The organism is Alistipes sp. HGB5 (genome assembly GCF_000183485.2).
In the GTDB taxonomy this organism is placed as follows: domain Bacteria; phylum Bacteroidota; class Bacteroidia; order Bacteroidales; family Rikenellaceae; genus Alistipes; species Alistipes finegoldii.
The window spans coordinates 1-12,163 of sequence record NZ_AENZ01000034.1 but is presented as its reverse complement, the minus strand read 5'-3'; the positions used below and the strand labels follow the sequence as shown (position 1 = coordinate 12,163).

Genomic DNA, 12,163 nt, shown 5'->3' with positions numbered 1-12,163 from the left:
CAGTTGCATGATTTTCTGAAAGGCGGAACTGTCACGGGCAAAAACGGGCATACGATTTCGTCCGATACTCCGTTCTTTCAGGATGGTATGAAGCAGAGGCATAAGTTTATCCTCCACAAGCTGCTTGGGGATATAGTCCAGCGAGCCGAGTTTCATACTTTCGACTGCCGTATGCACTTCGGCATAGTTGGTCATGATGATTAACGGTTGTGTCATGCCTTCCTTGCGCATCCATCGTAATAGGTCGATGCCGTCACCGTCGGGTAGTCGTAGGTCAGAAACCACGATGTCCCCGTCTGAGGCTTGTTGCAGAAGTTTCTTCGCGGTCGAGAGGTGGTAAGCCTGCACGGTACGGAATCCTTCCCGTGCCAGCAGGTTGCAGACAAACTCGCAATACACGATATTGTCCTCCACCACGATGATTCTTGTTTTATCCATTTTCGTATTTTTCCTTTCTTCTTTTGCCTGCCGGATAATTTCAGCACCTTTATCCAGCACAGCCGGTCACCGCTTTGCATATCGCTTCGTCATCTGGAGTGGCACTTCCATGAAGTTGGGCGTAAAGTTCCCTCAATGGCTGGTCGGCACGGAGAATCTGCCATGAACTTCGCAGATGGTGTGTAAGTGTGTCCAGTTCTTGGAGGTCTTTACGCTGTTCTGCATCCTTGACCGCCTGCATTTCCTTTTCGGTTTCCGCTATCAGTTTGTCCAGCATGACGGATTCATTGCCATAAGATAGCAGAGTGGAAAAATCCGGCTTTTCATCCAATATGCTGCTTAATGCGCATTTATCCGTAATCTCCATCAGTTCGGATATGGAGAACGGCTTGAACAGGCATCCGGCAAATCCACGCCCTATAAGTTCCTCCTTGCTGCAACTGCCCGAAGCGGTTGTCACGACTATGGGAATACTCTTCGAGTTGCCTACATTGGATGAGCGCAACAGTTCCAGCAGTTCAAAACCGCTTATCTCAGGCATATTCAGATCCGTCAGAAGCAGGCTGTATTCCTTTTTTCGTATCAGCTCCATCAGTACCGAAACATTGGTACAGGTATCGCAGTGCATCCCTTCATGGGCATACATTTCTTTCAACATAAGGAGAAGTACCTCGTCATTGTCGATGGCAATCACATCATGGCAGATATGATTATGGCGCATTTGCGCTTGAATTGTCTGTTCCGGCAGTTCCTCGGCTGTCTGCATGGGAATTTCCACCGTGAAGCGGCTCCCTTTGCCTTTCTCGCTTTCCAAGCGTATAGTTCCACCGAGCATCGCCACAATACGCTGCACGATGGACAATCCTAATCCGAAGCCGTCTTTTGCGGCGGCATTTGAAAGACGTTCAAATGCACCGAATACTCGTTGTTGCTCATCTTCGGTCATGCCCGTACCGGTATCTTCAACGATAAGTTTCAGCAAACCGTTATCATAATCCGCTGCCAATGATACACTACCGTTATCCGTGAACTTGATGGCGTTTGACAACAAGTTGTTGCCGATTTGCAGGATACGTTCCTTGTCGGTCAAAACCACCGCATCGGTGTGGCTCTCCACTATCAAAGTCAGCCCCTTGTTCATGGCAATGGGCATGAACTCCGTTTCAAGAATATGCGTGATTGCGGAAATCCTGCAAGGGGAAAGGTTGGGTTGCTCCTTGCCGTTGTCCAGACGGAAGAAATCCAGCAGCGTGTTGAGCATCTCCCGCATACGCTCGGAAGATTGCCGGATATTATCCACATACATGGTGCTTTTATCCGCGCTACAACTTTTCTGCATCAGTCCGGCATAGCCTCATTTTGTCAATCGTATTTTTTCGTGGTAGAAGTAGTTTACGATGACAGGTTTGCCTTTTTCCGAGCGTCCGTATGGCAGATCGTTTATACGATACGGGAAGCCCTGCTCCTTGGCGTAATTTGAAATGTCCTGCTCCAATGCCTGCCAGTATTCAAGCCTTTTTTTATTGTAAATTTCCTCGTAAAGCGGTATGAGGTCAGGATACTTCTCACGGATATACGTCATTATCCCGCCTTTGAACTGCCCGCGTAAATTCAGGTTTTCAAGCCAGATTAAATCAGCATAATCTTTTACCTCCTCTATTATTGCCTTCACGTCTGTTATTCTGGGGAATATGGGCGAGACGAAGCATACGGTGCGGATACCTGCCTCGTATGTCTGACGCATCGCTTTCAGACGGCGTTCAATGCTTACGGCGTTGTCCATATCTGCGCAGAACTGCTCGTCGAGCGTATTGACAGACCATGACACAGTCACTTTGGGAAAACTCTTCAACAGGTCGAGATCGCGAAGGACAAGATCGGACTTTGTGCATATCATAATCTCGGCATCGCTTCCTCGCAGCTCTTCGAGCAGCCTTCGGGTACGGTGGAATTCTTCTTCATACGGATTGTAACCGTCCGTCACAGACCCTATTACAACACGTTCACCGTCGTATTTATGAGGATTCGTTATCGGCTTCCAGTTTTTTACATCTAAAAACGTACCCCACGGCTCGGTGTGCCCGGTGAACCGTTTCATGAACGATGCGTAGCAATACCTGCAGGCGTGGGGACACCCTACATAAGGGTTGACCGAATATCCTCCCACCGGCAGAGAGGATTTGGTCATTACACTCTTTACATCTATTTCCTTTATTGTATCCATATTCATTGTATTCGTCTGGTAAATTGTTCCGGCAATTCCTGAATCATTCTTTCGTCGCCCATAATCGGCAGCAAATCCTCTTTCATGAACACCGGTATGCCATGAGCCTTTGCCTGTTCTGCAATGCTAAGCACCCATTCGGGGCGCGAATATGACTTTCCTTTTCGGTTTCCGGTCTCTGTGCCTATGACAATCCAGTCAATTCCCTCGAAATCAATCTCGCCGATATCATCGAAGAGAGGTTCAAACGTGACATGGTAGTGTCGTGCTTTGATATTCTTTTTCAAATCATCAATCCTCCTTTTCTCGGAACTGCGCGTGACGGTCACGCCCATCCATACGTTCTCGTCGTCAGAGGAGAAACTGATTTTGTCAGGGCGCTTCGTCAGAAAGATATAGGCGTGCTGGGGATTGCTGCTGATCCGCTCGAAAATTTCTGCGTTCCATTCAGGCTTCCAATCGGAGAAATCGCTCATTCCTGTCATGAGCCACACATGAGGACGGGACGTATCGATGATGCGCAGTTTTCGTTCCATGTATTCAGGCACGGAAAAGTCGTCGGTAATGTGGAAACGGCGGCAGTTGTTACGGGCATAGCAGTAAGGGCATCCTATAGTGCACCCTACCACTATGTTCATGTTTTTTATCAGGGATTTAATGCAGACACTCATAACACAACTGTTTCTCCGTCCTCCGGGATAATCAGCCGGCTCATGTCGGCTTCGTGATGCGTTGCCTCATTGCGCAGAATTGCACGGGTGGTCTGGCAATGGTCGATGGCATCCATGTGTACGGCTATCAGCTTGATATGCGAAGGCAATTCGTCAAGTATCTGCATCACTTCGTTCTCGTCGGGGATGATAGGACCGTCCGTTTTGGAAAATTCGGGAAAGATTGCACCTCCGGAGTTTACCACGATATAGTCAGGATTGAACCGTTCCACGGTGTCTCGGATACATGCTTCCCATCGGCAGTCACCCATTATATAAACGGTCGGGAAGCCCTCGGCTTTTAGCACATAACCTGATACAGGTCCCATCATCTGCCCGATCTGCCCGAAACCATGATGTCCGGTCGTGCGGTAAATGGATATGCCGTCTATTGTTTTTATTTCTTCGATGGGTATCACATTTGTAAATCCGTCGTTTCTGATGGCGTCCGCGTCCTGGGGCTGAACGTAGAAAGGAATTTCTTTGGGCAAATGTGTGGGGACACTCGGCTCGTAATGGTCGATGTGATTGTGGGTCAGGAGCACCATGTCCACGCCTCCGATAATATCCTGAATAGGAATGGTGAGGTGTACCCTCGGTGTTTTATTCACACCGAGGGCCGATATCAAAGTGCCTTTGTCGGCTAAAACGGGGTCAATTAGCATGGTGTGTCCCGCATACCTGATTTTCAAGGTGGCATTGCGCACCAATTGTACTGTAGATGTCTTTTTCATGACTATATGTCTTGTTATTGATTACGGGTGCAAAGTTCGGAAGAATCCGGCGAAACATCTATGCCTGAAAAAACGGTAATTATGCCATTTTGATAAATGAAATTATTATCTTTGCAAAAACGACAAGGATATGGACGAGATAATCAACCCTGATCGACTGGTCAGCGTACCGTTCAACAAGACACGCTGCGGCGTGGATTTTTACATCAATACTGCCATAAACAAGGACATCGGACTTGTGCTGACAGAAAACAAGCGGTTTAAGACAGACTTCTTCAGCTTCTACTTTTTCCGTAAGGCAAACGGATATTTGCTACTGAACTTCCGCAAGATTGAACTGCGCGACGGCATGGTTCTCCTGCTTTCACCCCATCAGCAACAAGAGTGGCATGTAGATGAGACGGCGTTGGATTACACGTTCCTTATATTCCGCGAAGATTTCATGCGTACTTTTATCGCCGACAAGTTCTTCGTTTTTCGCCTTTTGTATTGTTACCAGACAGATACGCCGCCTTACATCAATGCCACACATGACGAAATGAAGGAATATATGCGGCTGCTCGGAAAGATTAAGTATGAGCTGATGAATCCAGTGTCCGATACGTACAATATCATTGTTTCCTTACTATATTATCTTTTGCTGATTATCAATCGTACATACGCTGCCGCCTATTGCTTGCCCGCTGAAATTGCTAAAAACAATTTCGCTTTTCGGTTCAAGGACTTGTTGGAACAGAATATCCGCACCCACCAGCGGGTGCAGGAATATGCAGACATGCTTCATGTCAGTCGCATCACACTCAATAACTCAGTAAAAGCCCAATTCGGAGTATCAGCTACCCATTTGATAAAACAACGTCTGCTTGAGGAACTGAAGAACGAATTGCTATTCTCCAACCGCACTGTCAGTGAAATGGCGGATGATTTCAATTTCTCTGATCCGAGCCATCTCATGCGCTTCTTCAAACAGCAAACAGGCAAAACATTTACTCAGTACATGACGGATTACAATAAAGGCATATACGAATAACTTCTTAATATAGTCGATAGCGGCTATCGAAATATGGTTGTTGATGTTCAGGCGTTTTTGTACTGCATGAACCATTTTACGATTTCTGGATCTTCGTGCGAGCCGAGTAAGAAAGGCTTGTCGGTATCCAGCGTCTTTATCCGTGCCATGTCGTCGGCCGACAGGGTGAAGTCTAATATGTCGAGATTCTGCTTCATGCGTTCCGGTTTCACAGACTTAGGAATAATTATGCACACTGATATTTATCGCGCCCGGACAGGTGTTCGGTGCGGAAGATGACGGCATGCAGTTCCAACCAGATGGCTACCTGCTTATGTTCCATCCCGACCTGCTGCGGAATACACCTCTCGGGCGGATAATGCGTGAATATTCGTTCTTTTCCTACGAGACAAACGAGGCATTGCACCTTAGTGTGGAAGAACGGCAAATCATCATGGATTGTTTCCACAAGATTCAATATGAATTGAACCATCCGATACACCGTCACAGCAAGAACCTCATCACAGACAGCATCAAGACGTTCCTTGATTACTGCACACGTTTCTATGACCGCCAGTTCATCACACGCGACAACCAAAACCGAGACATCCTCGCAAGATTTGAGCGGTTGCTTGACGAATACTTCCATGATGGGGCTGCTAAACGGATAGGCTTGCCCACTGTACAGTATTGTGCAGACAAGCTCTGCCTCTCGCCCAACTATTTCAGTGATTTATTGAAAAAAGAAACAGGTTCAACCGCCCTGCATTTCATTCATGACAAGTCTATTGAAATAGCCAAGACGGAACTTGCATCTACAGACGACACCGTTAATGAAATCGCCTATAATCTCGGTTTTCAGTACCCGCAACATTTTACCCGACTGTTCAAGAAAGAGGTAGGTTACACTCCGAATGAATATAGAGCGCAAGTGTCGTGAGAATTGGATTAGTACAGAATATTAGAACCCAACACCTCTCTTGCGCTTAACTTTCTTCCTTCTGCGAAGTATATCCACCATTTCCTGATTGGCTTCCGCATCAGCAGCGTTATAAGATGAGCCACTGCTTTTTAGCAATCCCCAAGAGCCGTTGAACAACTCGCTTTGTGCCGTGCCGGACGGTGCGCTTGGTGTAGCCGTTTCATATATTCCGGCTGTTATTCCCATACGTTCCCTGCATCTGTTGTGCTGCAAAGCCGCGTCAATCTTGGAATAACTGAAACGCCTGTCCACTTTGGAGCCGTTGAAATGGTAGCCATTCATGGAGAATACAACACCCTGCACCTCGCTGGTCTGCCCCTTATGCTTGAAATGTACTTCCACTCCCTGCCGTTTCAGGTTGGCGATAAGCACGTTCCAGTTGCCGCATCTGCCGACTTCCATTTTGATGATGTCGTAAAGCGCATATTTCGTCCTGTCTGGCTCTTTCAGGCGGTTGCGTTTGACATTGTCCTTTCCGCCAGCCATATGCAAGCCGTATTTCAAGGTCAATTCCTTGCAGATGCGGGTACTGCGCAGACGCTCGTGCCTGTCCGATATGGTATTGCCGTTGTTGTCTATGCGGTTGAAAGCAATATGCACGTGCGGATGCTCCTTGTCGAAATGCTGGGCGATGAAGAACTGCGTATTCTTGATTCCCATCCGTTCCATATATTCAAGCGCGATGCCTGCCATGATACGGTTCGTCAGCCGTAACTCATCCTCTTTGGAAAAACTCAACGCGATATGTCCGACAGGTTTTGTCACCTTATCGTTCATCCGTGACTGGGCATTGAAACTCATGGCGATAGTTTCCAGATTTTCCATAAACAAGCCTTCGCTTGCTACTATCTGCGTATCCTTCTTCTTGTCGATGATGTAATCCACCGCACCCTTGAAGTCGCTTCCTTTTACGATTTTCGCCATCATATCCCTATCTTGGTTATAAGTTCATGAATCCTTGCCACTGCCACCTTGCAGTCCCACCGTTCATCGTGGAAGCCTCCGGCGTTTGCCTTACGCGCAAGCTGGTTGAGATTGTTAGCCATGCCGCAGAGTTGGCGGATGTATCCGGCATGTTCCTCCGACAGCCGTTCTTTCACATGACCGTTACGGAAACATTCCCTCATGTACTCGCTTGGTGATACGCCCGCCTCATGCGATCGTGTCAGCAGGCGGAAGTAGTCGGCTGCCGTCATTTTCACTGCGATACGGTATTTCAGTTTCTCGGTTGCTTCCTTCTTGGGGCGACCTCCCTTGTTGCGTTCCTTGTGTTCCTTTGTCTGTTCCATATTTTATTCCTTTTAATTCGGTTACTGATTCAACTGTATAGACCGACGGGATGCCACCTCCTGCAATTTGGATGGTGGGTGGCAAGCGGTTTCGGTACACCCGAAACACAAACTTGCTACCTCCCAATCCTTAAGGAATGAGTTTCGGGCATCTCCCGTTTTTCTCATTCGGGATGTCATAATCCCAACCCTTTCTTCTTGGGTTTTACGATAGTTCTTGGCGGTGGACTAACGGCTAATTTCTGCCGGATTCCACGCAGGTAATCGTTCAGGTCTTTATGCCCTTTGTAGTTGTCGGAGAAGTCGCGGATGCGTCCGGCGAACTTCCTTTCCAATTCCCGATACGCCTTTCTTCCCGCCTCGTCATTGTCGAGCATGCAGTGGATACGTCCATACCCGTGCAGCACATCTATAGCTTTGGAAACATTGGCGGTCGAATTGAGGATGACGTAATCCTGCCTGTCAAGGTCGGGCAAGTTCGAGCAGTTCCTCTTCCGCAACGTGAGGAATGAAAGATAGTCCATCATGCCCTCGAATACAAGGCATTTCTCTCTCGCTTCTCCCTGTTGCCGAATATGGCTGATGTCTTTGGGTGCGACACAGCCTTTGAAAAAACGGTTACGCACTTCAAATCCTCCCGCCACATTCGGAAAACCGATGGCGAAATAGGGCTTGCCGTTATGGGTGAAGTGGAGCTCTTTACATTGCGCCTTTGCCAAAGCGATGTTTATGCCCCGTTCCTGCAAGTATCGGAGCAATGCCGGATGGGTGAGTTCGCCCACCTCCAAATGTTGGAAACTCGGTTCGGATGCCTGCTGGCGAAAAGAGAAAGATATGGGACGGATGTGTGGTGCCTGTTCCGCTATCTTGCCAAGCAGATAAGGCACATGGTCGGATGCGTACAGTACCCCTGCAAGTGCGATGATGTTACCACCTCTTCCCAGTCCATAATCGAACCACAGGTTGCGGTCGGTGTTCACCTTGAACGAGGCTTCCGTTTCCTGACGGAACGGGGATTTATACCACAGGCAGTTTCCCTGTTGCTTTACGGGCGAATAACCCAAACTTTGCAGATAGTCCGCAATTTTGATTTGTTTTGCTTCTTGGATGTTCATGATATAATTTCTATGGATTTGATGATGACTGTAAAAACGTTGATTTGATGAATGAGATATGTATTGTCCTATACGTTAATGCTTTATATTCTCAACATCTTCTCAACAAACCACTCACAAATAGAGAATCCAACAAACTGATGCTGTTTCCCTCTCAACTTTTCTTTTCGATTGTTGAGAATTTGTTGAGAGTGTATGCTGTTTATTATCAGTATGGTTATATCATTATTCATCAATTCAACAAAAAAAGAATAGTATTACAGGGATTCAAGTTGTTCCCTTGTGACGGTGTAGAAACGACCGACTCTTTTTATCGGCTCATATCGGCACTCCCGATTGTAATTGAATTGGTAAGTGGTATATGTAAGCCCGTTAGAGGCAGGAGTAAGTTTCCAACATTCCTGCAATACCTTTCTGACTTGGTGCTTCTCCACCTTTACCTGCGAATGTACCAGCAAAAGAAGAATGTCGTTGTGGCAGAACGAGAATGTGTCCGTGCCGACACTTTCCATAATGTCAAGGATAAGTTCGCACATCTCTATCTCCAATCGGTTGCGGTTGCTGCGGATAATCTTCTGCAAGGCTTCGGTATGCAGCAAAGAGGGCGCAAACCACATACGGCTTTCCTTTTCGGTGGAAAGTTGTCTGTATTGCAGGTAATACAGAAAGGCAGGTATCTCAGCTTTCAGCTTTTGCAGGAAGTCTGTGTCATCGGATTGCAGACGGTCTATCTTGCGCACCCAATAGCGTGTTTCACCTGCATCAATGATAACAGGCAGATACTCGTTGTTGGAGCATAGCACGAACTTGGCAAAGAACGCTATCTCGTCACGGTCTTTGCCTTTGGCTTCCACCTTGTAGGAAAGTGTGGTGCTGAGGTTCTTCAACCGCTCGCTGTCCTCCCTGCGGTTGAGCAATACCTCGTCCACCACGATGAGCAGTTTTCCTGCCCAGTCGGAATTGAACTGGCTGCGGAAGTCCTCGTTGGTATTGAAAGTGACATTGTTTTGAAACACAGCTTTCAGGAAGTTCAGGAATGTACTCTTGCCCGTGTTGCGTTCTTCTGATACCAACAGCAGGATAGGCAGTTTCTGCACGGGTTGCAGGTAGAGCAATTGAAGATAGTCCATGCCCAATTCATACTGTTCACCGAAGATATGGCGCACCAATGACCGGATACAGGGAAACTCGCCTTGTTGCGGACGGTGTCCTATCGGCTCGTAGAGGTTCAGGAACTTGTCCACCACGGGACGGTAGTCCACATGGTCGGGGACGGTGCAGAAGCCGTCGTACTTCGGCACGGTGGCGAGATAGTCCTTGCCGTAGTCCTGCCGCAGTGTTTCGTTGTTCCACACGATGCGCTTCTTCACATAGCCTCCGTTCAGACGGGGCTGGTTCACTAACTTGTAGAGGGTAGTACCCACACGGATAAACTCCTCATTTTCAAAGTTGCCTTGTTTCATTAGCACTTCATTTTTTTGTTTAATCAGTGCAAAACTCGGCAATTAGCGCAGAACGGATTAACAACTCACGCATACCTCACGTAAGATTTTCTTGGATTTGGCTTTATGACATACAACAAAAGCCCGAAGAAATGCCATTCTAATGGATTTTTCTTCGGGTTTGTCGTAATCGTACGTATGAATGGCAATACACCTATTCACATACTCGTATAAATACATTGTTGGCAATGGGAATACGCATAGGTCTCACTACTTCATGTCGTCATATCATTAGAACTTATGCCTGATAATTAGACATATCCCAACCATTTATACCCAGCGAAAAGAAGATATTTGTTTTCTCTTTTCGCAAGTACAGCCTTTTAAATATGGCATTGCGCACCTGTTCCGCACCGAAGCTGTCAATGCGGAATGCAAGTGCGACTATCATCGGAAAGCTGAACACATCGGCATGATACCCGTTCTCCTGCCGAACATACTTCTGTACCTCGTATTCTTTTAATGCTCCACTGTTATAGATGTTTCTGATGGCAGAACGAAGTGTCGGAGCAATTACTCCGAACAGTTCCACCAATTCCGGCTCGCTCATCCAAATGTTTGAGACATTCTCCGGCATGATGATATTGCCGGATTCATTCACTGTTATGCTGTTTCTTCTCATACTCATGACATCGTTATTCCGTTAAACGTCTTACTCAGTTTGTCGCCGAACATGGTCAGGTCGTTGTCGAGCTTCTGCGTGGTTATCTTTGCGTAGAGTTGGGTCGTGACTATATTCGTATGTCCCAACACACGGCTTACGCTTTCAATGGGCATCCCCTTGCTCAAAGCTAATGTTGCGAAGCCATGACGACTGCAATGAAATGATATTGACTTGGTTATGCCACATTCCCTTATCATCCGTTTCAACGGTTTGCAGATAGACCAATAGTTCAAGCCGGGGAATATACGATTGTCTTTCTGCATCGGTCGGTAGCGTTCGACTATCTGCAAGGGTATATCCAGCAGCTTCACTTGGAAGGCGACTTTTGTCTTGTGGCGTTTGGACAATATCCACTTCTCGCCGTTCACCTCCACGATGTTGTCATTCGTCAGTTCCTGAATGTCCACGAATGACAAGGCGGTGAAACTGGCAAAGATGAAAATGTCACGGATGTATGCGAGCTTGCTGTCTGCAAACTCATGTGTCATGACCGCTTTCAGTTCATCCTCCGTCAGATATTCCCGTTCTTTCACATTGGGGCTGATATGAAACTGGATGAAAGGATTGCGCGGTATCAACCCGTTATAATGCGCTTTCATGACCACGCCTTTCAGCCACATACAGTTTGCCCATATCGAACCGTTCCGCAATCCGGCTTCAGTCGAGAGGTATGCGGCGAACTCCTTGATGAAATCGGGAGTAAGTTCCAACATGGACATATCGCTGCGTCTGTAAAACGACTTGATAAAGGCGGCTACATGGTTTCTTGCCCGTACACGTGCCCGATAGGTAGCCATTACCCTGTCTTTGCCTACCCGTTTCTTGAACACTTCGTTCTCACGGTCGAATGCTTTTAGCAGCGTCTCATACTCGCTGCCGATTCCCTGATAGGCGTTGCGCACCATCTCAGCCGTAACAAATGCCTCGCGGTCTGAAATGCGCTGGTAATGTTTGATGATTTGCGCCTTGATGTTGTCAAGGGCAAGGTTGATGTCTCGTGCCTCGCGGCTCTTGCCTTTCGCCTTGTTTCCTTTCACGTCCCAAAGCGTTTTCGGGATGTTCTGCTTACAACTGAACTGCGCCACAGTCCCGTTGATTGTCACTCGTCCCATGATGGGGACAATACCGTTTTTCTCCTTGCTGCCGTTCACGTAGAACAGAACCTTGAATGTGCTTCTTGCCATACTCGTTTTTTGTTTGCAAAGTTATTACTCAACGAGTTAGACCTTGATATGCCAACCTGTGCCACAAGCTGCCAAATACAACACGGTGTGTTAAAAATCACCATTCGGCGGGTAATGATTTGGAGACCGTTCTTCTTCATAAATCCGCTTTCCTTTACGTTACCTCGATTTTTCGCCTGTCCTCATTTGTCTTCGCAAACGCCTTATTGACAGGCATTACGAAGACATTTGTCCCTTTTTATTCGTCTTTTCCAGAGATTTTCGATAATAATGTTTCGTTCCATAGTCGTTTAAGGTTTAGGTGTGAATTTA

13 protein-coding genes and 1 pseudogene are annotated in these 12,163 nt (G+C 47.2%); 2 read left to right on the top strand and 12 right to left on the bottom strand.

Annotation, left to right across the window (positions count from 1 at the left end; translation table 11 throughout):
* From HMPREF9720_RS05565 to HMPREF9720_RS05545, 5 genes and pseudogenes are all read right to left on the bottom strand, one after another.
* On the bottom strand, window positions 1–438 hold a 438-nt coding region (locus tag HMPREF9720_RS05565), incomplete at its 3' end, for a response regulator (RefSeq protein ID WP_139022465.1).
* Window positions 431–1,792: pseudogene (locus HMPREF9720_RS05560) on the bottom strand (hybrid sensor histidine kinase/response regulator); the annotation flags it as partial. The gene HMPREF9720_RS05565 and the pseudogene HMPREF9720_RS05560, both read right to left, overlap by 8 nt.
* Window positions 1,793–2,668: a radical SAM mobile pair protein B gene (locus HMPREF9720_RS05555; protein ID WP_004329298.1), complete on the bottom strand. Its 876-nt coding sequence runs from the start codon at window positions 2,666–2,668 to the stop codon at window positions 1,793–1,795.
* Window positions 2,665–3,333 carry a radical SAM mobile pair protein A gene (locus HMPREF9720_RS05550; RefSeq protein WP_004329299.1) on the bottom strand — a complete coding sequence of 223 codons (669 nt, stop codon included), beginning with the start codon at window positions 3,331–3,333 and terminating at the stop codon, window positions 2,665–2,667. The genes HMPREF9720_RS05555 and HMPREF9720_RS05550 overlap by 4 nt, the downstream gene beginning before the upstream one ends.
* The gene (locus tag HMPREF9720_RS05545; protein ID WP_004329300.1) at window positions 3,330–4,106 is read right to left on the bottom strand and encodes an MBL fold metallo-hydrolase; all 777 of its coding nucleotides are present in this window, start codon (window positions 4,104–4,106) and stop codon (window positions 3,330–3,332) included. Before HMPREF9720_RS05545 ends, HMPREF9720_RS05550 begins: the two co-directional genes overlap by 4 nt.
* A 130-nt stretch (window positions 4,107–4,236) precedes the next feature.
* Here HMPREF9720_RS05545 and HMPREF9720_RS05540 point away from each other — a divergent pair, with 130 nt between their 5' ends.
* Window positions 4,237–5,136, top strand: coding sequence for a helix-turn-helix domain-containing protein (locus HMPREF9720_RS05540; RefSeq protein WP_004329302.1), 900 nt, complete (start codon window positions 4,237–4,239; stop codon window positions 5,134–5,136).
* A 47-nt stretch (window positions 5,137–5,183) separates the two neighbouring features.
* Here the strand turns inward: HMPREF9720_RS05540 and HMPREF9720_RS15620 are convergent, their stop codons facing one another.
* Window positions 5,184–5,333, bottom strand: coding sequence for a hypothetical protein (locus tag HMPREF9720_RS15620; RefSeq protein WP_004329303.1), 150 nt, complete (start codon window positions 5,331–5,333; stop codon window positions 5,184–5,186).
* A gap of 62 nt (window positions 5,334–5,395) precedes the next feature.
* Here HMPREF9720_RS15620 and HMPREF9720_RS05535 point away from each other — a divergent pair, with 62 nt between their 5' ends.
* The gene (locus HMPREF9720_RS05535) at window positions 5,396–6,055 is read left to right on the top strand and encodes a helix-turn-helix domain-containing protein (protein ID WP_004329304.1); all 660 of its coding nucleotides are present in this window, start codon (window positions 5,396–5,398) and stop codon (window positions 6,053–6,055) included.
* Window positions 6,056–6,076: 21 nt separating this feature from the next.
* Here HMPREF9720_RS05535 and HMPREF9720_RS05530 read toward each other — a convergent pair whose 3' ends face one another.
* From HMPREF9720_RS05530 to HMPREF9720_RS05505, 6 genes are all read right to left on the bottom strand, one after another.
* Complete coding sequence (locus tag HMPREF9720_RS05530; RefSeq protein WP_004329305.1) at window positions 6,077–7,024, bottom strand: relaxase/mobilization nuclease domain-containing protein; 948 nt, start codon at window positions 7,022–7,024, stop codon at window positions 6,077–6,079.
* Complete coding sequence (locus tag HMPREF9720_RS05525; RefSeq protein WP_004329306.1) at window positions 7,021–7,386, bottom strand: MobC family plasmid mobilization relaxosome protein; 366 nt, start codon at window positions 7,384–7,386, stop codon at window positions 7,021–7,023. The genes HMPREF9720_RS05530 and HMPREF9720_RS05525 overlap by 4 nt, the downstream gene beginning before the upstream one ends.
* A gap of 176 nt (window positions 7,387–7,562) precedes the next feature.
* Window positions 7,563–8,501, bottom strand: coding sequence for a toprim domain-containing protein (locus HMPREF9720_RS05520; protein WP_005775883.1), 939 nt, complete (start codon window positions 8,499–8,501; stop codon window positions 7,563–7,565).
* A 257-nt stretch (window positions 8,502–8,758) separates the two neighbouring features.
* A complete protein-coding gene (locus tag HMPREF9720_RS05515) occupies window positions 8,759–9,964 on the bottom strand; it encodes a primase-helicase family protein (protein ID WP_004328112.1) in 1,206 nt (401 codons plus the stop codon).
* Window positions 9,965–10,241: 277 nt separating this feature from the next.
* Complete coding sequence (locus tag HMPREF9720_RS05510; RefSeq protein WP_004328110.1) at window positions 10,242–10,631, bottom strand: hypothetical protein; 390 nt, start codon at window positions 10,629–10,631, stop codon at window positions 10,242–10,244.
* Window positions 10,628–11,851, bottom strand: coding sequence for a site-specific integrase (locus HMPREF9720_RS05505; RefSeq protein WP_005775881.1), 1,224 nt, complete (start codon window positions 11,849–11,851; stop codon window positions 10,628–10,630). Before HMPREF9720_RS05505 ends, HMPREF9720_RS05510 begins: the two co-directional genes overlap by 4 nt.
* Between the last annotated feature and the right edge of the window lie 312 nt (window positions 11,852–12,163).

Excerpts from the sequence above, each read along its gene's own strand:
- HMPREF9720_RS05555 (WP_004329298.1), bottom strand. The coding sequence starts at position 2,668 with ATGAATATGGATACAATAAAGGAAATAGATGTAAAGAGTGTAATGACC.
- HMPREF9720_RS05550 (WP_004329299.1), bottom strand. The coding sequence starts at position 3,333 with ATGAGTGTCTGCATTAAATCCCTGATAAAAAACATGAACATAGTGGTA.
- HMPREF9720_RS05545 (WP_004329300.1), bottom strand. The coding sequence starts at position 4,106 with ATGAAAAAGACATCTACAGTACAATTGGTGCGCAATGCCACCTTGAAA.
- HMPREF9720_RS05540 (WP_004329302.1), top strand. The coding sequence starts at position 4,237 with ATGGACGAGATAATCAACCCTGATCGACTGGTCAGCGTACCGTTCAAC.
- HMPREF9720_RS15620 (WP_004329303.1), bottom strand. The coding sequence starts at position 5,333 with ATGAAGCAGAATCTCGACATATTAGACTTCACCCTGTCGGCCGACGAC.
- HMPREF9720_RS05530 (WP_004329305.1), bottom strand. The coding sequence starts at position 7,024 with ATGATGGCGAAAATCGTAAAAGGAAGCGACTTCAAGGGTGCGGTGGAT.
- HMPREF9720_RS05525 (WP_004329306.1), bottom strand. The coding sequence starts at position 7,386 with ATGGAACAGACAAAGGAACACAAGGAACGCAACAAGGGAGGTCGCCCC.
- HMPREF9720_RS05520 (WP_005775883.1), bottom strand. The coding sequence starts at position 8,501 with ATGAACATCCAAGAAGCAAAACAAATCAAAATTGCGGACTATCTGCAA.
- HMPREF9720_RS05515 (WP_004328112.1), bottom strand. The coding sequence starts at position 9,964 with ATGAAACAAGGCAACTTTGAAAATGAGGAGTTTATCCGTGTGGGTACT.
- HMPREF9720_RS05510 (WP_004328110.1), bottom strand. The coding sequence starts at position 10,631 with ATGAGTATGAGAAGAAACAGCATAACAGTGAATGAATCCGGCAATATC.
- HMPREF9720_RS05505 (WP_005775881.1), bottom strand. The coding sequence starts at position 11,851 with ATGGCAAGAAGCACATTCAAGGTTCTGTTCTACGTGAACGGCAGCAAG.